This is a genomic window from Vibrio diabolicus, from assembly GCF_011801455.1.
Lineage (GTDB): Bacteria > Pseudomonadota > Gammaproteobacteria > Enterobacterales > Vibrionaceae > Vibrio > Vibrio diabolicus.
In genome coordinates this window covers 621,428-645,686 of sequence record NZ_CP042451.1, presented here as the reverse complement: position 1 = coordinate 645,686, position 24,259 = coordinate 621,428, and the positions used below count along the sequence as shown (strand labels likewise).

The window sequence follows — 24,259 nt, the reverse complement described above, 5'->3', positions numbered from 1 at the left end:
AGTTTGCAAGATGCCGGAAATTAAACAGTTATTTGAAAACAATTCAAAATGGTCTCAAGAGATCAAATCTGATCGACCTGAATACTTCGCAAAACTCGCAGAGGGTCAAAAGCCCGATTTTCTTTGGATTGGCTGTTCTGATAGCCGTGTCCCTGCCGAGCGACTAACCGGACTATACTCGGGTGAACTATTCGTTCATCGGAATGTTGCAAACCAAGTCATCCATACTGATCTCAACTGTCTGTCCGTCGTTCAATACGCCGTAGACGTTCTTAAGGTTAAGCACATCATTGTCTGTGGACACTATGGCTGTGGTGGCGTAAACGCTGCCATTGATAACCCTAAGCTAGGTCTTATTAATAATTGGCTGTTACATATCAGAGATATCTATTTCAAACACCGCACTTACCTAGATCAAATGCCGCAGCAAGATCGAGCAGATAAACTAGGCGAGCTTAATGTCGCAGAGCAAGTGTACAACTTGGGTAACTCAACCATCCTGCAAAACGCTTGGGAGCGTGGGCAAGATGTTGAAATTCATGGCGTGGTATACGGAATTGAAGATGGTCGTTTAGAGTACTTAGGCATTCGTTCTAACTCTAAGGAAACCGTAGAAGCGTCTTATCAGAAAGCCCTTTCGACGATTCTAAATACAGACAATAAGCTGCTTTGTCGCTAAGCTACATCTAAGAGTTGAACAAAAAACGCCCATCTGAGATGGGCGTTTTTTTATATTTTTAATGCTGCTCTCAATGATTATTCTTGAGGTACAACTTTACCGATGTATGGTAAGTGGCGGTATTTCTGCGCGTAATCAATACCCACACCAACGACAAACTCATCTGGGATTTCGAAACCAATCCAATCCACAGGAACATTCACTTCGCGACGAGATGGCTTATCTAGGAGCGTACAAATCGCGATAGACTTCGGCTCACGCAGCGATAAGATCTCACGGATTTTATTTAGTGTGTTACCTGTATCAATGATGTCTTCAACAAGCAAAATGTCTTTGCCTTTGATGTCATCATCCAAATCTTTCAAGATACGAACGTCACGTGAACTTTCCATTGTGTTGCCGTAGCTTGACGCAGTCATAAAATCAACTTGGTGAGTCAGTTCGATAGCACGTGCCAAGTCTGCCATAAATACAAATGAGCCACGCAATAAGCCTACCAACACAAGATCTTCACTACCTTGATAACGCTCTGTAATTTGTTTGCCTAATTCACGAACTCGTTCCTGAACTTCTTGCTCAGAAATCATGACTTCTATTGTATGTTTCATACTGTGCTCAATCTAATTTGTGGGTTGAGGTAAGTCGCACGCAAACGATCACCTAATCTTACGGCGTGTAGTGTATCACCACGTTCATTGGGTTGAAAGTCACATCCTGTTGCCAAAAAATCTTGGAAGAAGGTCTTAGTTTTATAAAGTTCATAGCTAATTTTATCAATAATAATGACATTACTGTATATAAATTGTTCTACAGATGTTGACCTTGTTGATATGCACCATTACACTCATCACTGCTTTAAGCAACTATTAAAATAATCAATTAGGGGGTTACCCCCAATATCAACTCAAATGGCAAGGAAAATGGATATGGACTCAATTGCAAAGAGACCTAGAACTAGGCTTTCCCCGATTAAGCGTAAGCAACAGTTAATGGAAATCGCATTGGAAGTGTTTGCGCGCCGCGGCATCGGTCGTGGTGGTCACGCAGATATCGCAGAAATTGCTCAAGTTTCTGTGGCGACCGTTTTTAACTACTTCCCGACTCGTGAAGACTTAGTGGATGAAGTACTCAACCACGTCGTACGTCAGTTCTCGAACTTCCTATCGGATAACATTGACTTAGACTTACACGCACGTGAAAACATCGCCAATATTACTAATGCAATGATCGAGCTTGTCAGTCAAGACTGTCACTGGCTAAAAGTTTGGTTCGAGTGGAGTGCTTCAACACGTGACGAAGTATGGCCATTGTTTGTTTCAACTAACCGTACTAACCAGTTGCTGGTACAAAACATGTTCATTAAAGCGATTGAACGTGGCGAAGTGTGTGACCAGCACGATTCAGAACACTTGGCAAACTTGTTCCACGGTATTTGTTACTCACTGTTTGTCCAAGCGAACCGTGCAAAAAGTGAAGCGGAACTTAAGCACCTTGTTAGTTCATACTTAGACATGCTTTGCATTTACAACCGTGAACACTAAAGCTTAACTCGCAATATATGTCAGCCCACCGTTTGGTGGGCTTTTTATTGTCTGCTGTCAGCCGAGCACACGTTTATATTCCTACCTAACAAACATAAAAAAACCGCTGCAATGCAGCGGTTTCTATCATTAAGTCAGAAAAAGCTTACTTCTTCTTAACTGCTTTTTTGTTTGGCAGGTCAGTGATTGAACCTTCAAATACTTCAGCAGCTAGACCTACAGACTCGTGTAGAGTTGGGTGAGCGTGGATAGTCAGAGCGATATCTTCTGCATCACAGCCCATCTCAATTGCAAGGCCGATTTCACCAAGTAGTTCACCACCGTTAGTACCAACGATAGCACCACCGATTACGCGATGAGTTTCTTTGTCGAAGATTAGCTTAGTCATACCGTCTGCACAGTCAGATGCGATTGCACGACCTGATGCTGCCCAAGGGAATGTTGCCACTTCGTACTTGATGCCTTCTTCTTTCGCTTCTTTCTCAGTCTTACCAACCCAAGCCACTTCTGGCTCAGTGTACGCGATTGAAGGAATAACTTTAGGGTCAAAGTAGTGCTTCTTACCAGAGATAACTTCAGCAGCTACGTGACCTTCATGCACACCTTTGTGAGCAAGCATTGGTTGACCAACGATATCACCGATCGCGAAGATGTGAGGAACGTTAGTACGCATTTGCTTATCAACGTTGATGAAGCCACGCTCGTCAATTTCTAGACCCGCTTTTTCACCGTCGATTAGCTTACCATTTGGTACACGACCGATAGCAACTAGAACCGCATCGTAACGCTCAGCTTCAGCTGGCGCTTTCTTGCCTTCCATTGAAACGTAGATACCGTCTTCTTTTGCTTCAACTGCTGTTACTTTCGTTTCTAGCATTAGCTTGAACTTGTCTTTGATACGCTTAGTAAATACTTTCACGATATCTTTGTCTGCTGCAGGAATTACCTGGTCAAACATTTCAACAACTTCAACTTTAGAACCTAGAGAGTGGTAAACCGTACCCATTTCTAGACCGATGATACCACCACCCATGATAAGCAGTTTTTCTGGCACTTCTTTTAGTTCAAGAGCGTCAGTAGAGTCCCAAATACGTGGGTCTTCATGCGGGATAAATGGCAGTTTGATTGGACGAGAACCAGCCGCAACGATTGCGTTGTCAAAGTTAACAACTGTTGGCTCACCTTCGCCTTCTACAAGGATAGAGTTAGGGCCAGTGAACTTACCGTAACCGTTAACTACTGTTACGTTACGCATCTTAGCCATGCCGCTTAGGCCGCCAGTTAGTTGGTTAACAACTTTTTCTTTCCAGATGCGGATTTTGCTGATGTCTGTTTGAGGCTCACCGAACACAACGCCGTGGTCAGCCATCGCTTTCGCTTCCTCAATTACTTTAGAAACGTGAAGCAGTGCTTTTGATGGGATACAACCCACGTTCAGACATACACCGCCAAGCGTGCTGTAACGTTCAACTAGTACAGTTTCAAGACCTAAGTCCGCACAACGGAATGCAGCGGAGTAACCAGCAGGACCAGAACCAAGTACAACAACTTGGGCTTTAATTTCTTTGCTCATTTTGACCTCTTGTAGTCATTATCCCTAACAGGCTGAGTGGGTATCGATTTTTTATGTTTAAGAGAGATTTGTTTTAAACAGTTATTTTCAGACCGCTAACAGTTTACAGAGATGTTAATGGTGTGAAAAGTAAATCAATTTAGCCTGTGAGCTAGACAACAATTCGATTGTGAAAACCCTGAACGAAGCAAGGCTGATAACCAAATTGTCGGTAATTATGATTAGCAGAGGCGGCTAAGTTGCCGCCTCTCATTCATCTAATTTCTATTACAGAACTAGACGACGAATGTCAGATAGACATGAGTTTAGGTAAGTGATGAAGCGCGCACCTTCAGCACCATCGATCACACGGTGGTCGTATGATAGAGATAGTGGAAGTTGTAGACGCGGTTCGAACTCTTTACCGTTCCATACCGGTTTCATTTCTGACTTAGACACACCTAGGATACCAACTTCTGGCGCGTTTACGATTGGAGTAAACGCCGTACCGCCGATACCGCCTAGGCTAGAGATAGTGAAACAGCCACCTTGCATGTCAGCAGCAGTTAGCTTGCCTGCACGTGCTTTCTTAGAAACAGCCATTAGCTCTTCAGATAGCTCGTAGATGCCTTTCTTGTTCACGTCTTTAAATACAGGAACAACTAGACCGTTTGGTGTATCTACCGCGATACCAACATTCACGTATTTCTTCAGAATTAGGCTCTCACCGTCTTCTGATAGAGAAGAGTTGAACGCTGGGAACGCTTCAAGCGCTTTAGCTACCGCTTTCATGATGAACACAAGTGGCGTGATCTTCATGCCAGTGTCTTTCTTCGCTTCAATCGCGTTTTGCTCTTTACGGAATGCTTCAAGAGCCGTGATGTCTGCGTTATCCCACTGTGTAACGTGCGGGATCATTACCCAGTTACGGTGTAGGTTTGCACCAGAGATCTTCTTAATACGAGATAGCGGTTGAACTTCTGTCTCACCAAACTTGCTGAAGTCCACTTTTGGCCATGGTAGCAGACCAAGAGCCGCGCCGTCGCCTTTGCCTGATGCTGCTGCACCTGCGCCAGACTCAAGACGCTTAAGTGCATCTTTCACGTAAGCTTGAACGTCTTCTTTTAGGATACGGCTCTTACGACCAGAACCTTTAACCTTAGAAAGATTAACGCCAAATTCACGCGCTAGACGACGAACAACTGGAGACGCGTGAGCGTACTCATCGTTTTCTTTGAAATCGCCAGTCGCTGCTGGAGCTGCTGCCGCTGGAGCTTCTGCTTTAGGAGCTGGAGCTGCAGGTGCTGCTGCTTGAGCTGGAGCCGCTGCAGGAGCTGGAGCTGCGCCCGCCACTTCGAATACCATGATTAGTGAGCCAGTAGACACTTTGTCGCCAGCTGCAATCTTGATTTCTTTCACTGTACCAGCAAATGGTGCAGGAACTTCCATAGAAGCTTTGTCACCTTCAACAGTGATTAGAGATTGCTCTTCTTCCACTGTGTCGCCAACGGCAACCATGATCTCAGTAACTTCAACTTCGTCGCCGCCGATATCTGGAACGTTCACTTCTTTTGCCGCAGACGCTGCTGGAGCTGCTGCCGCAGGAGCTTCAGTTGCCGCTGGTGCTGGTGCTGCTGGAGCGCCTGAACCTGCTGTTTCGAACACCATGATAAGTGAGCCAGTCGATACTTTATCGCCTGCTGCAACTTTGATCTCTTTTAGAGTACCTGCGAATGGCGCTGGAACTTCCATAGAAGCTTTGTCGCCTTCAACAGTTAGAAGAGATTGCTCTTCTTCGATGCTGTCGCCAACGGCAACCATGATTTCAGTAACTTCTACTTCATCACCACCGATGTCTGGTACGTGAACTTCTTTTAGTTCTGCCGCTGCTGCTGGAGCTGGAGCTGCTGCTGGAGCTGCTTCTGCCGCAGGAGCAGGTGCAGCGTCAGCTGCACCCTCGGCTTCGAAAATCATGATTAGAGAACCAGTAGAAACCTTGTCGCCTTCTGCAACTTTGATTTCTTTAACGATACCCGCTTGAGAAGCAGGAACTTCCATAGAAGCTTTATCGCCTTCAACTGTGATCAGAGACTGCTCTTCTTCAACCTTGTCGCCAACGCTTACAAGAATCTCAGTAACTTCAACCTCATCCGCACCGATGTCTGGTACATTAATTTCGATTGCCATTTCTTATCTACCTTCTTAATTAAGCGTATAGCGGGTTTGTTTTCTCTGTGTCGATGTCGAATTTCTTAATTGCTTCTGCAACTACAGATTTCTCAACTTCGCCACGTTTCGCTAGTTCAGTTAGCGCTGCTACTACTACGTAACCTGCGTTCACTTCGAAGTGACGACGTAGGTTTTCACGGCTGTCTGAACGACCGAAGCCATCAGTACCAAGCACTTTGAAAGACTCAGCAGGAATGTATGCACGAACCTGCTCTGCGTAGTTCTTCATGTAGTCAGTTGCTGCGATAGCAGGCTCAGTACCCATTACTGTTTGGATGTAAGGTACTTTCGCTTCCGCTTCTGGGTGAAGCATGTTGAAACGCTCTGCATCTTGGCCATCGCGAGTTAGTTCGTTGAATGACGTTACCGAGTAAACATCAGAAGCAACACTGTAATCTTCGCTTAGGATTTGAGCTGCTTTACGTACTTCATTCATGATAGTACCAGAGCTCATTAGCTGAACTTTCGCTTTGTCGCCCGTGTAAGTTTCTAGCTTGTAGATACCTTTACGGATGCCTTCTTCAGCGCCTTCTGGCATTGCTGGCATTGCGTAGTTTTCGTTCATTAGCGTTAGGTAGTAGAACACGTTTTCTTGTTCTGGGCCGTACATGCGACGGATACCGTCTTGCATGATTACTGCTACTTCGTACGCGAATGTTGGGTCGTAAGAAATACAGTTAGGAACCGTACCCGCCAAAATGTGCGAGTGGCCGTCTTCGTGCTGTAGACCTTCACCGTTCAACGTTGTACGACCCGCAGTTGCACCTAGTAGGAAACCACGTGCTTGTTGGTCACCAGCCATCCACGCCATGTCGCCAACACGTTGGAAGCCGAACATTGAGTAGTAGATGTAGAACGGGATCATTGGTAGGTCGTTTGTCGAGTATGAAGTCGCAGCAGCAACCCATGAAGACATAGCACCTAGCTCGTTGATACCTTCTTGTAGAACCTGACCTGAAGTCGCTTCTTTGTAGTAAGAAACAACGCCACGATCTTCTGGTGTGTAAGTTTGGCCGTGCGGGTTGTAGATACCGATTTGACGGAACAGACCTTCCATACCGAATGTACGCGCTTCGTCAGCAATGATAGGAACGATGTTCTTACCAATGTTCTTGTTCTTAAGTAGAACGTTCAGTGCACGTACGAATGCCATAGTAGAAGAGATATCACGCTTCTGTTCTTCTAGTAGTGGCTTGAATTCTTCTAGCTCAGGAACGATGAATTCTTGAGTGAATTTTGGTAGACGCTGTGGTGTGTAGCCGTGTAGCGCTTTACGACGAGCGTGTAGGTATTCGTACTCTTTTGAACCTTCTTCAAGTTTCAGGTACGGAAGTTCTTTCACAGCTTCGTCAGTTAGGATGTCTTGAAGACCTAGACGATCACGTAGGTGTAGTACGTGAGTCATGTCCATCTTCTTAACTTGGTGCGCGATGTTCTTACCTTCAGCCGCTTCACCCATGCCGTAACCTTTAACAGTCTTAGCTAGGATTACTGTTGGACGACCTTTAGTTTCTGCCGCGTTTTTGTATGCCGCGTATAGCTTAGAAGACTCGTGACCACCACGCTTAAGTGCGAAGATTTCGTCATCAGTCATGTCAGCAACAAGTGCAGCTGTCTCTGGGTACTTACCAAAGAAGTGCTCACGTACGTACGCGCCGTCTTTTGATTTGAATGTTTGGTAGTCGCCATCGATCGTTTCGTTCATAAGCTGTAGAAGCTTACCAGTCGTATCTTTAGCTAGTAGTGAATCCCAGTTGTTACCCCAGATTACCTTCACTACGTTCCAACCAGCACCTTTGAACAGACCTTCAAGTTCTTGAATGATCTTACCGTTACCCATTACAGGGCCATCTAGACGCTGTAGGTTACAGTTGATTAGGAAACATAGGTTGTCTAGTTTCTCACGCGCAGCGAAAGAGATAGCACCACGTGATTCTGGCTCATCCATCTCACCGTCACCTAGGAACGCGTAAACACGCTGCTCTGAAGTATCTTTAAGACCACGGCCTTCTAGGTACTTAAGGAAACGAGCTTGGTAGATAGAAGCGATTGGACCTAGGCCCATCGATACTGTCGGGAATTGCCAGAATTCAGGCATCAGTTTAGGGTGCGGGTATGAAGGAATACCTTTGCCGTCTACTTCTTGACGGAAGTTGTCTAGCTGCTCTTCAGTTAGACGACCTTCAACGAATGCACGTGAGTAGATACCTGGTGAAATGTGACCTTGGTAGTAAACTAGGTCGCCACCGTCCTTCTCGTTTGGCGCACGGAAGAAGTGGTTGAAACATGTCTCGTAGAACGCAGCAGAAGACTGGAAAGACGCCATGTGGCCGCCTAGCTCTAGGTCTTTCTTAGATGCACGTAGAACGATCATGATAGCGTTCCAACGAATAATTGAGCGAATACGACGCTCAAGTGTTGTGTCACCTGGGTATGCTGGTTCTTGGTCTGCAGGAATCGTGTTGATGTAGTTAGTTGTGATACCTGTTGGCATATCAACACCGTCTAGACGTGCTTTATCTAGAACTTGCTCTAATAGGAATTGAGCACGCTCTAGACCTTCTTCACGTACAACTGACTCAAGCGCTTGTAGCCATTCTTGAGTTTCCAGTGCATCTACGTCATGCTTCATATCAGACATGGCGATCTATCCTTCTGTTGGTTGGATCTACTTATTTAAGTAACGCTCTTACGAGTCATTACCCTGCTGAATTCGACGTAGAGAACGCTCTCGTCGAGACTCTTCTCGAGTCAAATCCAACAATGTTTCTTCGATGTAAGCCAAGTGCGAGTGGGACATTTCTCGCGCCTTTTCAGGCTGACCAGAAACAATCGCATCCACGATATTGGCTCGGTGTTTACTGACTTTCTCGACCGCTTCTGGGCGGCGACGTAGTAATTTAAAATTTTGTAGAATATTTTGCTCAAGCAAAGGTGCTAAGCTTCGAACAATGTGCAACAAAACCACGTTGTGCGCGGCTTCTGTCAAAGCGATCAAAAATTGCATCACTTCCGCAGATTCAGCTTCGATATCGTTGTTTGCTTGCTCTTGGCTAATGCGTTCAAGGCAACCTTGAATACGCGCAAAATCTTCTTCGGTACCACGTAAAGCTGCAAAGTAAGCTGAAATTCCTTCCATTGCATGACGAGACTCAAGCACATCAAGCTGGGTTTCAGAATGGCTAGACAACAAATTCAACAAGGGATCTGAAAAGCTCTTCCAGATATTCTCACTTACGAATGTTCCGCCACCTTGGCGACGAGTTAACAAACGCTTCGCTTCTAAGCGTTGAATGGCTTCTCGGACTGAAGGACGAGACACATCGAACTGTCTTGCCAGTTCACGCTCTGGAGGCAGTTGTTGCCCCGGAGACAATGTTCCTTCCACTATCAACCTTTCTAACTCTTGTTCTATAACATCAGAGAGTTTTGGCTGACGAATCCTTTGATAAGCCATAATTTATTGTTCTTCTACTCTTGCAGGTAATTGGTAATACCAATTTTAAGTTGGTGCAGAAATTAACATAATTAAAACGCCACTGTCCAGCCGAAAATTGACCTAAATCATAGAACGAGCTTACTTCCAACACTCTGATAACAATCGACTGTTAAAACAGCAATAGAATTGGTATGACCAATTACATAAAGCATACAAATGGGAAGTCGACGTGCTAGCAATTTTGGAAAAGAAATACAGAAAATGACAAAATTATCAGTCTATTTCTTCACCAAAATGGCGTATACGAGCGTAAAAATGTAGTTAACTTTTAACAATCATTAATATTTCTGGTATCAAAAAAAGGCATACCTGATCGTATGCCTTATTTATTTCGCTTTTTTGAATTTACACTTTCGCTACAAATCAACGCTGTATAAGCTGTCTATATTTCACCCAATCAAAGCTTAGACCAGGATCGCTTTTTCTCAAGGGCGCAATATATTGATGACCGGTAATTCGTGGCAAGGTGATGTGGGGATAAGACTGCATAATCACCTCAGTGATCTCTGCAAGTGATTGATATTGCGCTTCTGTGTAGGCAGTAAATTCTGTCCCTTCAAGCTCGATACCAATGGAATAGTCATTACAACGCTCCCTGCCCGCGAAACTGGATTGACCGGCATGCCATGCTCTATCGAGAAAAGAAACAAATTGAACAACCTCGCCGTTTCTCTTAATCAAGCAATGTGCAGAAACGCCCATTTTGTGAATAACTTCAAAAAATGGATGTGCGTTTGGGTCTAGCTTGCCAGTGAAGAAGTCCTCTATATATGGTCCACCAAACTGCCCAGGAGGCAAACTGATGTTGTGTACCACCAGCAGAGAGATGTCGTTTATATCAGAGCGGGCATCAAAAAATGGTGACGGAACATGCTTTGCCTGTGTCAGCCAGCCATTCTCGATAATTGGGCGCATATCAACCTCTCTACTTTGCAAATTAACTGCTGAAATTATTGACACCGGAGAGTATCATTCGTTGCCATCTCCCTTTCAAGACAAGATTTGCGATGAAGAACACACACAACATTCAAGAACGCCTAGAATACCTTAAACAACAACTCCCTTTAGAGATCACTCGCTCTGTCGCTGATACCTTAAAAGAAGATCTAGGTGGCAGTGTCGACGCAGATAACGACATTACTGCATCTTTGATCCCTGCCGATGCGGTTAATACCGCAACGATTATTACTCGTGAGCATGGTGTGTTCTGTGGTCAAGCATGGGCTGATGAAGTTTTTAAACAGCTCGGTGGCAAGGTCAGTATTGAATGGCACGTAAAGGACGGCGATAAAGTCGAACCAAACCAAAACCTTTGTACTCTGACAGGCCCTGCTCGTGACTTGTTGACTGGTGAGCGTAACGCAATGAACTTCATCCAAACGCTGTCTGGCTGCGCAACAGTTACCGCAGAGTACGCTGAAAAAATCGCGCATACTGAGTGTCGTCTACTAGACACACGCAAAACCATTCCTGGTCTGCGTAGCGCCCTAAAATACGCCGTGACGTGTGGTGGTGGCTTTAACCATCGCATCGGCGTGTTCGACGCTTACCTCATTAAAGAAAACCACATTATTGCTTGTGGTGGCATCACTCAAGCCATCCAAAAAGCGAAAGAGCTTAACCCAGGCAAACCGGTAGAAGTAGAAACGGAAAGCTTAGAAGAGTTGAAACAAGCGATAGAGGCTGGTGCCGACATCATCATGCTCGATAACTTCACAAAAGAAATGATGCGTGAAGCCGTAGCGATTAACGCAGGTCGTGCCGCTTTAGAGAACTCCGGCAACATTACGCTAGAGACCATCGCAGAATACGCAGAAACCGGTGTCGATTACATCTCGGTGGGTGCTTTGACTAAGCACCTAAAAGCGATGGATCTTTCGATGCGCTTCAAGTAATTCCAGAGAACCAAGCGATACTAACTCTCTTAATCTCATAGAGTTACGCTTTTCAAACCGCAATAAAGAGCCGCAAGGCTCTTTATTTTTATCCGCTTAAAAAATAACACCACTCGCAAAACCTTGCATGCAATATGCAACTACAGTGCAAAGATTTTTATCTCACTCGAGAGCCCCTTCGTTTCCAGTTTCCACTTGTTTCTACTCTTTTTACTCTTCTGCCCCATGCATAAGCATTAACTAAATTAATCTTAAGGAAAGAAGATGAAAACGAATAAACAGAAGAAGCAGCAAGGTTTTACGCTGATTGAATTAATGATTGTGGTAGCGATTATCGGTGTTTTAGCAGCATATGCAATCCCTGCTTACCAAGACTATACAAAACGTGCGACTCTCGGAGAGTTCCCCAAAGCTGCATCTTCCGTAAAGGTAGCAGTTGAATTATGTGGCCATGAAAATGCAGCAGATTCTGACTCATTTAAAGATTCCTGTGTAGGTGGTACTGATGGAAACAATGGAGTTCCTGGCACATTTGAACTAAACCTTATGGAAATTACGACGGCTGAAGGTAGCGCATCAGGAGCGGTAGATATCCGAGTTAAAGCTACTGATGCCAAAGGGCCAATTAAACAAAATGAAACTTATGTATTAACTGGAACCTACTCCCAAAATGGTATTACATGGTCAGGCAAGTGTTATACCGATGCCGCTATGCAAAACGAACAAACAGATTACTGCCCATAATGCTAACCAACCTCTCAACAGTTCTTCGCCAAAAAGGGTTACTGACCTTTTCCCAAGAAGAATCGTTAATAGAGCAAGTCAAAGCTTCTGGCATTTCGATGCCAGAGGCTTTACTCAGTTCTGGATTATTGACATCAAGCGAACTCGCTGAGCACTTAAGTTCTCTCTTTAGTTTGAGTCAGCCCGAGTTATCTCAGTATGAGTACGCTTCGCTTTGTCAACAACTCGGTCTACGTGAATTAATCACTCGACATAACGCACTCCCACTCCAGCGTACGCCTTCAACTTTGTTATTAGCCGTTGCCGACCCGACGAACCAACAAACAGAAGATGACTTTCGTTTTGCGACAGGGTTACAGGTTGAACTAGTCTTGGCGGATTTTCGTCAACTCAGCGCGGCAATTCGACGCTTGTATGGTCGTTCATTGAGTCATGAGAAGTCTGGATTAAAAGAGATCAACCAAGAAGAGTTAGCCAATCTGGTTGACGTGGGCGCAGATGAAATCGACAACATTGAAGACTTGAGCCAAGATGAGTCTCCTGTTAGCCGTTACATAAACCAAATTCTGTTGGACGCTGTGCGCAAAGGCGCATCCGATATCCACTTTGAACCTTATGAAAAGATGTACCGCGTTCGCCTACGCTGTGATGGCATCTTAATTGAAACACAGCAGCCACCAAGCCACTTAAGTCGCCGCTTATCCGCTCGTATCAAAATCCTCTCTAAGCTTGATATTGCAGAGCGACGTTTACCACAAGATGGGCGTATTAAGCTCAAGTTGAATCAAGACACCGCGATTGATATGCGTGTATCCACGCTACCGACTCTATTCGGAGAGAAAATTGTATTACGACTGCTCGACAGCAGCTCTGCGTCACTGGATATCGACAAGCTTGGTTATAGCGAACAACAAAAACAATTGTACTTGGATGCGCTGCGTCGCCCACAAGGCATGATTCTGATGACAGGCCCTACCGGGAGCGGAAAAACCGTTTCTCTGTACACTGGGCTGAGTATTCTCAATAAGCCAGAAATCAACATTTCCACAGCAGAAGATCCGGTAGAAATTAACTTATCGGGCATTAACCAAGTACAAGTACAACCCAAGATCGGCTTTGGCTTCGCAGAGGCATTGCGCTCTTTTCTTCGTCAAGACCCCGATGTGGTAATGGTCGGTGAGATTCGTGACTTAGACACTGCGGAAATCGCCATAAAAGCATCGCAAACCGGTCACTTAGTACTTTCAACCTTACATACCAATTCTGCGGCTGAAACGGTGATTCGTTTATCAAACATGGGCGTAGAAAGCTTTAACTTGGCCTCCTCTCTTAGTTTGATTATTGCCCAGCGCTTGGCCCGTAAACTGTGCTCGCACTGCAAACAATCACAAGAGCTTACCGTTCAGCTACAACATCTCGGAATTCAAGCAAGCGACAACATTTTTAAAGCCGATCCCGATGGATGCAATGAGTGTACCCATGGTTATTCCGGCCGAACGGGGATTTATGAAGTGATGCGCTTTGATGAATTTCTTTCGGAAGCGCTTATTAAAGGCGCCTCGGTACATGAACTAGAAAAACTCGCCATCGCAAATGGTATGAGCACGTTACAAATGTCGGGCATAGAAAAACTCAAACAAGGGATCACAAGTTTTAGTGAACTACAGCGCGTACTTTATTTTTAATCCTTTAATCAGCAGTCTCCTCTATGAAAAGCACTACACCACAACTTAAAAACTTCCGCTGGAAAGGCATCAACAGTTCAGGCAAAAAGACGTCTGGACAAACCCTCGCGATGACAGAAATTGAAGTACGCGAGCGTCTAGACGCACAGCACATCAAGATCAAGAAGTTAAAGAAAAGCAGTATCTCGTTTCTCACTAAACTCAGCCATCGCGTAAAAGGCAGAGACATCACGGTGTTTACCCGTCAAATTTCGACGATGTTGATAACCGGTGTACCCTTAGTTCAGGCTTTAAAATTGGTCTCAGAAAACCATAAAAAAGCAGAGATGAAATCCATTTTGATGAGCGTGACACGCGCCGTTGAGGCAGGTACACCCATGTCAAAAGCCATGCGCACTGCAAGTGAACACTTTGACCCACTCTATACCGACCTTATCGCAACAGGTGAGCAATCCGGTAACTTAGCGGAAGTGTTCGAGCGCTTAGCCACCTACCGAGAAAAAAATGAGCAGCTTCGTGCGAAAGTGATAAAAGCACTGATTTACCCAGCCATGGTAGTGCTAGTAGCGTTAGGCGTGTCGTTTATCATGCTCACCAAAGTCATTCCCGAGTTTGAAAAAATGTTTGTTGGTTTTGGTGCTGACTTACCGTGGTTTACCAGGCAAGTGTTAGATCTTTCCGCCTGGACACAAAACTGGAGCCCATTTATAGCACTAGGCTCTATCAGTCTATTCATCTCGGCGAGAATCCTCTCTAAGCGTTCAGATTCTTTTCGCTTAATGCTCAATCGCTCTGTGCTTAAATTTCCTGTTCTTGGCCCTGTATTATCAAAAGCCGCTATCGCCAAATTTAGTCGAACACTCGCCACAAGCTTTACAGCGGGCATTCCAATTCTAACCAGTTTAAAAACCACATCAAAAACATCAGGAAACTTGCACTATCAACTCGCCATAGAAGAAGTCTACCGTGATACCGCCGCAGGTATGCCAATGTATGTTGCCATGCGTAACTGTAATGTGTTCCCTGAATTAGTGTTACAAATGGTCATGATCGGTGAAGAGTCTGGTCGACTTGACGATATGCTCAATAAAGTTGCAACGATCTACGAGTTTGAAGTCGATAACACCGTCGACAACCTTAGTAAAATTCTAGAGCCGCTAATTATCGTTTTTTTAGGCATCGTTGTTGGCGGATTAGTGACAGCAATGTACTTGCCAATCTTTAACTTAATGAGTGTATTGGGCTAGAATGAGCTGTTAACTCCTTTAAAACAGCATCTTGCTGATTTCACTCATCGCTCAAGAGACAAATATGGAAGTATTCCAGTACTACCCTTGGCTATTCGTTGTGTTTGCCACCATCTTCGGTCTTATCGTGGGTAGCTTCCTCAATGTGGTTATTTATCGACTACCTAAAATCATGGAACTAGAATGGCGACGCGAATGTGCCGAGTCATTTCCTGAATACAAAATAGAACCTCCTAAAGAAGTGCTGACCTTGAGCGTCCCACGCTCCTCCTGTCAGAAGTGCGCAACGCCGATACGTATTCGAGACAACATCCCTGTGATTAGCTGGCTGCTTTTAAAAGGCAAATGCCACAACTGTCAGACAGCCATTAGCGCACGCTATCCACTGATTGAACTGCTCACTGCGTTCTGCTCAGGCTTTGTCGCTTACCACTTTGGTTTTAGTTACTTTACTGTTGCCCTACTCTTTTTCACTTTTATCTTAATCGCCGCAACATTTATCGATCTCGATACTATGTTGTTACCTGACCAATTAACATTACCATTAACTTGGGCTGGCATTGCCTTAGCATTAGTCGAAATAAGTCCTGTTACTCTACAAGATTCTGTCATTGGTGCTATTGCTGGTTACCTATGTCTCTGGTCCGTTTACTGGGGCTTTAAGTTACTTACCGGTAAAGAAGGAATGGGATATGGTGATTTTAAACTACTCGCAGCACTAGGGGCTTGGCTGGGCTGGCAGTCACTGCCGATGATCATTCTACTTTCTTCTGTGGTTGGCATCGTATTTGGCATCATTCAACTACGCTTGCAAAAACAGGGAATTGAAAAAGCTTTTCCTTTCGGTCCTTACTTAGCAATTGCTGGTTGGATAAGCTTAATTTGGGGCGACCAGATTTTAAACTGGTACTTTACTTCAGTTCTAGGAGTGTAAATGGCTTTGGTTATTGGTTTAACAGGTGGTATCGCTAGCGGTAAAACAACCGTCGCGAATCTGTTCAAACAACAATTTAAAATCGATATCGTCGATGCAGACATTGTAGCAAGAGAAGTTGTCGAGCCAGGCACTCCCGGCCTAAACGCGATTATTGAACATTTTGGTCACGATATAGTTCGTGAAGACCAAACTTTAGATCGCGCAAAGCTGAGAGAGAAAATCTTTTCAAACTCAGATGAAAAAGCATGGCTCAACGCACTGTTGCACCCGATAATTCGTGAAAAGATGATCGAAGATTTGCAGCAAGTCACCTCAGAGTATGCGTTACTTGTGGTGCCGTTGCTCGTAGAAAACAAGCTAGACAGTTTGTGTGATCGAGTTCTTGTCGTCGATGTAGAACCGAATACACAGATATCTCGCACGATGAAACGAGACAATGTGAGTGAAGAACAAGCTCGCGCTATCCTTGCCTCTCAAGCATCAAGAGAGCAAAGACTCGCGCTTGCAGACGATGTGGTTAAGAATAATCCAAGTGACCCAGATCTTTTGCTTCAAATCACAGATTTGCACGAAAAGTACCTAGCCATGTGTAAGAAAAATCTGCGAAAATAGGAACGAAACTCACAAAGGCTTATGTCGATGACCACGCACAAATTTGAACATCCGTTAAATGAGAAAACTCGTATTTATCTAAGAGTAGAGTCTCTGCTGCGTCAGGCTCACTTGGCCTCTGGGTTTAGCGAAAATCACCAGTACCAACTGTTTTTCCGTGCGTTATTCGATATGGTTGAAATCTTCGAACAGATCCAGCTAAAAAGTGAACTGGCCAAAGATTTAGAGAAACAACGATTGTCGTACCGCCATTGGCTAAATGTTGATGGCGTCGATCAAGACGCATTAAATACCCTACTACAAGAGATAGATGTCGTTCATAGCCAACTGATGGGTGCAGAGCGTTTTGGTCAAGCACTAAAAGAAGATCGCTTCTTAAGCTCTATCCGCCAACGCTTTAATCTACCGGGTGGTTCATGCTGTTTTGATTTGCCAGCGTTACATTACTGGCTTCACCTACCCATTGAACGTAAAAAGCATGATGCACAGCAGTGGCAAGTAAGCTTAAAGCCCTTATCTGATGCGCTTTCGCTATGGTTGAAACTCACCAGAGAGACCGGACATTTCAAAGCTCAAATCGGTCGTGCGGGTTTCTTCCAAAGTGACGCTGATGAAGCCAATATTCTAAGGCTCCACATCCCAATGGAATATGGCGTTTATCCTATGATTTCTGGCCATAAAAACCGCTTTGCGATAAAGTTTATGTCGTTTGAAAACGGTCAAGCGTGCACACAAGATATTGAGTTTGAACTTGCTGTGTGCAGCTAAGACGACACTAAGCCTCACCCCCACAATCTAAAATTCAACGCTTTATTGTGCGTATATTGGATAAAATTTCGTAGCAGCAATAGCGCGTTGAATAAGCCATCTTGAACTCATTTAGGTATACTACCCTTTAACACCAATTAGTAATGGGACGCTCAACTATGTCTAAAATTACCATCGTTCAATGCCCACAATGTGGCGCCGACGTAGAATGGGGAGAACAAAGTCCTCATCGCCCTTTCTGCAGTAAACAATGCCAAATGATTGATTTTGGTGAATGGGCAGATGAAGAAAACACCATCCCAGGCGCCCCTGATATGTCCGACAGTGATGGCTGGTCTGAAGACCAGTATTAATTGAGGCACTAGGGTAAAGGAATATCCTAGGCTCCTTCTTGGGGAGTCTAAATCACGCTCTGTCGTCGCTGTCCAGAGTGACGAATTTTAACCGCGGAGTCCTGTAATCTTTGATCATCATTTGCCGTCATTCCGAGGAGCCATAGCGACATCAGGAATCTACTCACAGCAAGGATGAAGCTAACAACTTAAACAATTGCATTTTCGACTAGTAGATTCTGAATTACGCTCCTTCGTCGCTGTCCAGAGTGATGAATTTTAACCATTGCGGTCTGCAATCGGTATTCATTCACCCCTTTTCAACTCTGACTATTTTGATGATCTAGCAAAGCTATTTTTATTCGAGCAAGGCGGAAGCGTGGAGAGTACGTCAGTGCATGAGCATCGACAGTGCAGGTCGGGTGAAAAGAAACGAGCAAGCTAATTACACAAATAAAAAAACGGAGCCCTAAAAGGACTCCGTTTAAGATGAGAACGCTAGTTATAGCATTACTTCTTAGCAAGTTTCTCTTTGATACGAGCAGACTTACCAGAACGCTCACGTAGGTAGTACAACTTGGCACGACGTACTGCACCACGGCGTTTAACTTCGATGCTATCAACGATTGGAGAGTGTGTTTGGAACGTACGCTCAACACCTTCACCGTTAGAGATCTTACGTACAGTGAAAGCAGAGTGTAGACCACGGTTACGGATTGCGATTACAACGCCTTCGAAAGCCTGTAGACGCTCACGGTCACCTTCTTTTACCTTAACTTGAACTACAACAGTGTCACCTGGTGCAAATTTAGGTAGGTCTGATTTCATTTGCTCTTCTTCAAGAGCTTTGATGATGTTACTCATTTTTTAAATTCCTAGAATAAACTGATACTAAATAAATTAGGTTACTTTGCGTTATGTTCACTAATGAACTCAGCAAGTAATTGTTCCTGTTCGTCAGTCAGAGCTAGGTTTTCCAGGAGCTCTGGTCTTCTAAGCCAAGTTCGGCCCAGCGACTGTTTTAGTCGCCATTGACGAATGTCCTTGTGATTGCCTGACATCAGTACCGCTGGTACCTCTTTGTCATCCAATACTTCTGGACGCGTATAGTGAGGGCAATCTAACAAGCCATTTGCAAAAGAGTCTTCTTCTGCTGACGCGAAATCCCCTAGTACACCCGGAACAAACCGAGAGACAGAGTCGATTAACGTCATGGCTGGTATCTCACCACCCGTCATCACAAAATCACCAATCGACCATTCTTCGTCGACTTCAGATTGAATGATGCGCTCATCTACCCCTTCGTAACGACCACAAATCAGAAGCAAGTTCTCATTTGTTGCCAGTTCTTCCACTCCTTTCTGGTCGAGCTTACGACCTTGAGGAGAAAGGTAGATGACTTTCGTCTTGCCCGGTGAGGCTGCTTTCGCGGTATGAATGGCATCGCGCAAAGGCTGTACCATCATTAACATACCAGGGCCACCACCGTAAGGTCGGTCATCGACAGTGCGATGTTTGTCGTGAGTAAAATCTCTAGGATTCCAAGTCTCAATCGACAAAAGACCTTTTTTAACCGCTTGACCTGTTACTCCAAAATCAGTAACAGAACGGAACATTTCTGGAAAAAGGCTAATAACGCCAACCCACATGTTTATCTCGCTCTGTAATTTTGGAGATTAGAATCCAGGATCCCAGTCAACTTCGATCCGTTGAGCTTCGCGATCAACATTAATGATCACTTGCTCTTCAAGGAACGGAATTAATCGTTCCTTCTGCCCGAAAGCATCTTTAAGATTTGCTTTAACAACCAGAACATCGTTTGAGCCAGTTTCTAGCATGTCAGTAACGACACCTAGATCGTAACCTTTAGTGGTTACAACTTGCATCCCAAACAATTCGCGCCAGTAGAACTCATCTTCTGACAATTCAGGAAGTACCGCAGGGTCAATAGCAATTTCAAAGTTCGTCATTAGATGCGCGTCTTCACGAACATCCATGCCTTCCAGCTTAGCCACCATACCTTTGTTATGGCGCTTCCAGCTTTCTACTTTGTACTCAACCCACTTGCCCTTTTGGTTAATATACCAAGGGCTGTAATCGAAAATGCTTTCAGCATTGTCTGTGTAGGAAAAAACCTTAAGCCAACCTCGAATGCCGTAAGTAGCACCAAACTTGCCTACAACAATCTTTTCGTTGCTCATTGTTTCTTTACCTTTCATCGACATAAACTAGTTTCTACTTTTCAAGTAAAAAATTAAGCCGCTTTTTGAGCGTCTTTAACTAGCTTAGCAACGCGGTCAGATACAGACGCGCCTTGACCAACCCAGTGGTTAACGCGGTCTAGGTCTAGACGTAGACCTTCTTCTTGACCTTTAGCAGTTGGGTTGAAGAAACCAACTTTCTCGATGAAACGGCCAGTTGCAGCGTTGCGGCTGTCCGCTACTACGATTTGATAAAATGGACGCTTTTTAGCGCCGTGACGTGCCAAACGAATGGTTACCATGTCGTCCTCTTTGCTTTCTCAAAAATAAAATTAACCCCAAAAACCATTCAAGAAATTAAATAGTTTGGGGTCTCGTGCCAAAATAAAGCTCCGGAATTTTACTCTTCTCCCGGAGCAATGCAAGGAGTTTAGTTACTTTTTCACCAACATAAATTGAATTTAAAGTTTGTGACGTACCTAACACCCTGAATCTATGCGTGATCGATTAATTAACGACCAAATGGGTTGAAACCACCGCCTCCACCCATGCCGCCCATCATGCCTTGCATGTTGCGCATCATGCCTTTCATGCCACCTTTTTGCATCTTTTTCATCATCTTCTGCATTTGGGTGAACTGTTTTAGTAAGCGGTTTACGTCTTGAACCTGCACACCAGAACCAGCCGCAATACGCTTCTTGCGCGAGCCTTTGATAATCTCTGGGCGTTGACGTTCTTTCATTGTCATGGAGCTGATGATCGCTTCCATCTGTTTGAACATCTTGTCATCGACTTTGTCTTTCACATTGTCTGGTAGCTGAGACATGCCAGGAAGCTTATCCATCATGCCCATCATGCCGCCCATGTTTTGCATCTGGCCTAGCTGTTCACGGAAATCTTCAAGGTCGAAACCTTTCTTCTCTTTGAACTTCTTCGCCAGCTTTTCTGCTTTTTCTTGGTCAACGTTGCGTTGTAGGTCTTCAATTAAAGACAGAACGTCACCCATACCAAGAATACGTGAAGCAACACGATCTGGATGGAACGGTTCTAGCGCGTCAGTTTTTTCACCGACACCCAAGAATTTGATTGGTTTGCCCGTTACATGGCGTACTGACAGTGCCGCACCACCACGAGCATCACCATCAACCTTAGTTAGAACCACACCGGTAAGAGGTAGCGCATCGCCAAAGGCTTTTGCTGTATTTGCTGCGTCTTGACCCGTCATAGCGTCAACAACAAATAGCGTTTCTACTGGGTTGATAGCTGCGTGAAGATCTTTGATCTCCCCCATCATCTCTTCATCAATCGCCAAGCGACCTGCGGTATCGACAATCAATACGTCGTAGAATTTTTTCTTCGCATGGTCAATCGCTGCATTGGCGATATCAATAGGCTTCTGGTCTGGTGATGATGGGAAGAAGTCAACACCGATGTCTGATGCCAGCGTTTCAAGCTGCTTGATTGCCGCAGGGCGGTAAACGTCGGCAGACACAACCAAGACTTTCTTCTTGTCACGTTCTTTTAAAAGCTTAGATAGCTTACCTACCGATGTGGTTTTACCCGCACCTTGTAGACCCGCCATAAGAAGCACTGCAGGTGGTTGAGCGGCAAGGTTTAGCGCCTCATTCGACTCACCCATTACGGCTTCAAGTTCTGTTTGAACGATCTTGATAAATTCCTGACCTGGAGTCAGAGATTTAGAAACTTCTACACCTACCGCTTTTTCTTTAACGCGGTTAACAAATTCACGAACAACCGGAAGCGCAACGTCAGCTTCAAGTAAGGCCATTCGTACTTCACGTAGGGTCTCTTTAATGTTGTCTTCGGTCAGACGACCTTTGCCACTGATATTTTTCAGCGTTTTGGATAATCGATCCGTTAAATTCTCAAACATCTTTGTCTCTTCGCTAAAATGGCGATTAATTAGTGTGAGTATACATTAGCCAAGGTCTGAGTCATACCCGTACCGCTGCTCTATTCTTGTCTCTATTTCTATATGGTGCGGTAACTTATTAATTTCAATATCTCATCTCTCACGATTGATGTCGGATATAACGTAGCCCCAAAGTGTAATGCAAGGTATAATTTCCTCATTGTGCACAATAATATTTAGGATTCATGGATAGCTTAATAGCCATCGCGGCCGCCATACTTTATGTTTTGGCGATTGCGACCATCATACCCGGACTCTCACAGCAGTCAGGAATCAAAGCAAAAACAGTGTTTGCTAGTGCTGCCTGTGCGCTTGTTTTTCATGCGTGGATTTTGAGTGATCTGATTTTTGATGGTGCAGGTCAAAACCTTAGTATTCTCAACGTAGCCTCTTTGATCAGTTTTATAATTTCTCTGGTCATGAGCCTTGCTATGTTGAAAAATCGGTTGTGGTTTTTATTGCCTGTCGTTTATAGCTTTGCTGCCATCAATTTATCTGCTGCCACATTTTTGCCAAGCACGTTTATCAAGCACCTAGAGAATGACCCTAAGCTACTCATTCACATTTCTTTTGCGCTGTTCTCATACGCAACTTTAACTATCGGTGCACTCTACGCACTTCAGCTGGCTTGGTTGGATCACAAACTGAAAACAAAAAAATCTTTGGCGATTAACCCAAACCTGCCGCCTTTATTAATGGTAGAGCGTCAGCTATTCAAAATTATTTTGATCGGTAATTTATTGTTAACTGGCACGCTCATTACTGGCTTTGTCTTTGTGCAGGATATGTTTGCTCAAGGTAAAGCGCATAAAGGAATTCTTTCTTTCATCGCTTGGGTTGTGTACTCAATACTGCTTTGGGGTCATTATCAAAAAGGTTGGCGTGGTAGAAAAGTTACTTGGTTCGCTGTCGCAGGGGCAACGCTGTTAACTCTGGCGTATTTTGGCAGTCGCTTTGTGAAAGAAATCATCTTGAATTAAGGAGCTCTAGGGCTCCTATCCTTTATATTTTAGGCTAGATAAAATACAGTACGCCTTAACCCTTTGACTTAACGGACTTACTCAACCGTTATATAACCCAATACTTACAAGGAACAGCAACGTTTTGGACGACATCTCTACGGGTATCTTGTTTGCGCTACTCGCGTGTCTTATCGTCATATCAGGTTACTTTTCCGGCTCAGAAACAGGGATGATGTCTCTGAACCGTTATCGCTTAAAGCACTTAGCCAAAAATGGGCATAAAGGCGCTAAGCGAGTCGAAAGGCTATTAGACCGTCCAGATCGTTTGATTGGTCTTATTCTTATCGGCAACAACCTCGTTAATATTCTCGCGTCCGCCATCGCGACCATTATTGGTATGCGTTTGTATGGTGATTTAGGTGTCGCTATCGCAACCGGTGCACTGACTATGGTTGTATTGGTTTTTGCTGAAGTTACCCCAAAAACAATTGCAGCGCTGTACCCTGAACGCGTGTCTTACGCGAGCAGTATCCTACTGACCATATTGATGAAGTTACTATCGCCTTTGGTGATGCTCGTTAACTTTATTACGAATGGCTTTATTCGTTTACTTGGCGTAAAAGCCGATCACTCAGTAGAAGACCATCTTAGTTCCGATGAGCTGCGTACCGTAGTAAACGAAGCTGGCGGATTGATCCCTCGCCGACACCAAGACATGTTGGTATCTATTTTGGATCTTGAGCACGTCACTGTGAACGACATCATGGTGCCACGCAATGAGATTACCGGTATCGATATTAATGATGACTGGAAATCCATCGTTCGTCAGCTTACCCACTCACCACATGGACGCATTGTTTTTTATCGTGACCAAATTGATGAAGTGGTTGGCATGCTGCGCCTGCGTGAAGCTTACCGCCTGATGCTGGAAAAAAACGAGTTCAATAAAGAGACGCTATTACGTGCTGCGGATGAAGTCTATTACATCCCGGAAGGTACGCCACTGAACGTGCAAATGTTAAAGTTCCAACGCAACAAACAGCGTATTGGTCTGATTGTTGATGAATATGGCGACATTATTGGCTTGGTGACATTGGAAGATATTCTGGAAGAGATCATTGGCGAATTCACGACCTCGATTTCTCCAAGCCTTTCTGATGAAATCAGTCCTCAAGGTGACGGAAGCTTCCTCATTGAAGGCAGCACCAATATCCGAGATATCAACAAAGGCCTGAAATGGGATTTACCAACGGATGGCCCAAGAACGTTAAACGGTCTTATTTTGGAGCACCTGGAAGATATTCCAGAGAGCCATTTAAGCGTGAGAGTGGCTGGTCATCCAATGGAGCTTGTTGAGATTGAAGAAAACCGCATCAAGCTCGTTCGTGTTTATCCTAAAAAGAAAAAATAGCCTCTATCTACAACTCACGATGAGAAAAACTC

General features: G+C 44.5%; 23 protein-coding genes. 12 read left to right on the top strand and 11 right to left on the bottom strand.

Features of this window, described 5'->3' with window-relative positions; all coding sequences use genetic code 11:
* Positions 1–10 precede the first annotated feature (10 nt).
* The gene (can, locus tag FR741_RS03175) at positions 11–679 is read left to right on the top strand and encodes a carbonate dehydratase (RefSeq protein WP_005379996.1); all 669 of its coding nucleotides are present in this window, start codon (positions 11–13) and stop codon (positions 677–679) included.
* Positions 680–756: 77 nt separating this feature from the next.
* Here the strand turns inward: can and hpt are convergent, their stop codons facing one another.
* Complete coding sequence (gene hpt, locus FR741_RS03170; protein WP_005379995.1) at positions 757–1,287, bottom strand: hypoxanthine phosphoribosyltransferase; 531 nt, start codon at positions 1,285–1,287, stop codon at positions 757–759.
* 318 nt (positions 1,288–1,605) lie between these two features.
* Here hpt and opaR point away from each other — a divergent pair, with 318 nt between their 5' ends.
* On the top strand, positions 1,606–2,220 hold the full coding sequence (opaR, locus tag FR741_RS03165) for a transcriptional regulator OpaR (protein WP_031780576.1): 615 nt from the start codon (positions 1,606–1,608) through the stop codon (positions 2,218–2,220).
* A gap of 145 nt (positions 2,221–2,365) precedes the next feature.
* Here the strand turns inward: opaR and lpdA are convergent, their stop codons facing one another.
* The 5 genes from lpdA to ampD form a co-directional block, all read right to left on the bottom strand.
* On the bottom strand, positions 2,366–3,793 hold the full coding sequence (lpdA, locus tag FR741_RS03160) for a dihydrolipoyl dehydrogenase (protein WP_005379993.1): 1,428 nt from the start codon (positions 3,791–3,793) through the stop codon (positions 2,366–2,368).
* 267 nt (positions 3,794–4,060) lie between these two features.
* Positions 4,061–5,959, bottom strand: a complete 1,899-nt coding sequence (aceF, locus tag FR741_RS03155) for a pyruvate dehydrogenase complex dihydrolipoyllysine-residue acetyltransferase (RefSeq protein ID WP_167426252.1) — start codon at positions 5,957–5,959, stop codon at positions 4,061–4,063.
* A gap of 19 nt (positions 5,960–5,978) precedes the next feature.
* Positions 5,979–8,642, bottom strand: a complete 2,664-nt coding sequence (aceE, locus tag FR741_RS03150) for a pyruvate dehydrogenase (acetyl-transferring), homodimeric type (RefSeq protein WP_167426251.1) — start codon at positions 8,640–8,642, stop codon at positions 5,979–5,981.
* Between the two features lie 48 nt (positions 8,643–8,690).
* Positions 8,691–9,458, bottom strand: coding sequence for a pyruvate dehydrogenase complex transcriptional repressor PdhR (gene pdhR, locus FR741_RS03145; protein WP_005396680.1), 768 nt, complete (start codon positions 9,456–9,458; stop codon positions 8,691–8,693).
* Positions 9,459–9,863: 405 nt separating this feature from the next.
* Positions 9,864–10,415 carry a 1,6-anhydro-N-acetylmuramyl-L-alanine amidase AmpD gene (gene ampD / locus FR741_RS03140; protein ID WP_046875077.1) on the bottom strand — a complete coding sequence of 184 codons (552 nt, stop codon included), beginning with the start codon at positions 10,413–10,415 and terminating at the stop codon, positions 9,864–9,866.
* A gap of 92 nt (positions 10,416–10,507) precedes the next feature.
* On the opposite strand from ampD, the gene nadC reads away from it, so the two are divergent.
* From nadC to yacG, 8 genes are all read left to right on the top strand, one after another.
* On the top strand, positions 10,508–11,395 hold the full coding sequence (gene nadC / locus FR741_RS03135) for a carboxylating nicotinate-nucleotide diphosphorylase (RefSeq protein ID WP_167426250.1): 888 nt from the start codon (positions 10,508–10,510) through the stop codon (positions 11,393–11,395).
* 264 nt (positions 11,396–11,659) lie between these two features.
* On the top strand, positions 11,660–12,139 hold the full coding sequence (locus FR741_RS03130; RefSeq protein ID WP_167426249.1) for a pilin: 480 nt from the start codon (positions 11,660–11,662) through the stop codon (positions 12,137–12,139).
* On the top strand, positions 12,139–13,824 hold the full coding sequence (gene pilB / locus FR741_RS03125) for a type IV-A pilus assembly ATPase PilB (protein ID WP_167426248.1): 1,686 nt from the start codon (positions 12,139–12,141) through the stop codon (positions 13,822–13,824). Before FR741_RS03130 ends, pilB begins: the two co-directional genes overlap by 1 nt.
* A gap of 23 nt (positions 13,825–13,847) precedes the next feature.
* Positions 13,848–15,071 (top strand): type II secretion system F family protein, encoded by a 1,224-nt coding sequence (locus tag FR741_RS03120; RefSeq protein ID WP_017635918.1) that lies wholly within the window; start codon positions 13,848–13,850, stop codon positions 15,069–15,071.
* A 64-nt stretch (positions 15,072–15,135) separates the two neighbouring features.
* Positions 15,136–16,005: a prepilin peptidase gene (locus FR741_RS03115; protein WP_012841418.1), complete on the top strand. Its 870-nt coding sequence runs from the start codon at positions 15,136–15,138 to the stop codon at positions 16,003–16,005.
* Positions 16,006–16,620 carry a dephospho-CoA kinase gene (gene coaE, locus FR741_RS03110; protein WP_047008979.1) on the top strand — a complete coding sequence of 205 codons (615 nt, stop codon included), beginning with the start codon at positions 16,006–16,008 and terminating at the stop codon, positions 16,618–16,620.
* Positions 16,621–16,647: 27 nt separating this feature from the next.
* Positions 16,648–17,388, top strand: coding sequence for a cell division protein ZapD (zapD, locus tag FR741_RS03105; RefSeq protein ID WP_012841416.1), 741 nt, complete (start codon positions 16,648–16,650; stop codon positions 17,386–17,388).
* A gap of 158 nt (positions 17,389–17,546) precedes the next feature.
* The gene (yacG, locus tag FR741_RS03100) at positions 17,547–17,741 is read left to right on the top strand and encodes a DNA gyrase inhibitor YacG (protein ID WP_005396692.1); all 195 of its coding nucleotides are present in this window, start codon (positions 17,547–17,549) and stop codon (positions 17,739–17,741) included.
* Between the two features lie 489 nt (positions 17,742–18,230).
* Here the strand turns inward: yacG and rplS are convergent, their stop codons facing one another.
* The 5 genes from rplS to ffh all read right to left on the bottom strand — a co-directional run bounded on the left by rplS (position 18,231) and on the right by ffh (position 21,815).
* On the bottom strand, positions 18,231–18,584 hold the full coding sequence (rplS, locus tag FR741_RS03095) for a 50S ribosomal protein L19 (RefSeq protein WP_005379971.1): 354 nt from the start codon (positions 18,582–18,584) through the stop codon (positions 18,231–18,233).
* Between the two features lie 41 nt (positions 18,585–18,625).
* Complete coding sequence (gene trmD, locus FR741_RS03090; RefSeq protein WP_005425529.1) at positions 18,626–19,369, bottom strand: tRNA (guanosine(37)-N1)-methyltransferase TrmD; 744 nt, start codon at positions 19,367–19,369, stop codon at positions 18,626–18,628.
* 27 nt (positions 19,370–19,396) lie between these two features.
* Positions 19,397–19,945 carry a ribosome maturation factor RimM gene (gene rimM, locus FR741_RS03085; protein ID WP_005379964.1) on the bottom strand — a complete coding sequence of 183 codons (549 nt, stop codon included), beginning with the start codon at positions 19,943–19,945 and terminating at the stop codon, positions 19,397–19,399.
* A gap of 29 nt (positions 19,946–19,974) precedes the next feature.
* Entirely contained in the window at positions 19,975–20,223 is a 249-nt protein-coding gene (gene rpsP / locus FR741_RS03080) for a 30S ribosomal protein S16 (RefSeq protein WP_005379962.1), read from the bottom strand.
* A 209-nt stretch (positions 20,224–20,432) separates the two neighbouring features.
* Positions 20,433–21,815 carry a signal recognition particle protein gene (ffh, locus tag FR741_RS03075; RefSeq protein WP_005385423.1) on the bottom strand — a complete coding sequence of 461 codons (1,383 nt, stop codon included), beginning with the start codon at positions 21,813–21,815 and terminating at the stop codon, positions 20,433–20,435.
* A 224-nt stretch (positions 21,816–22,039) separates the two neighbouring features.
* Between ffh and FR741_RS03070 the strand changes: the two genes are divergently transcribed.
* Both FR741_RS03070 and FR741_RS03065 read left to right on the top strand, forming a co-directional pair.
* Entirely contained in the window at positions 22,040–22,834 is a 795-nt protein-coding gene (locus FR741_RS03070) for a cytochrome C assembly family protein (RefSeq protein WP_167426247.1), read from the top strand.
* A 124-nt stretch (positions 22,835–22,958) separates the two neighbouring features.
* Positions 22,959–24,227, top strand: a complete 1,269-nt coding sequence (locus tag FR741_RS03065) for an HlyC/CorC family transporter (RefSeq protein ID WP_005396696.1) — start codon at positions 22,959–22,961, stop codon at positions 24,225–24,227.
* Positions 24,228–24,259: the final 32 nt, after the last annotated feature.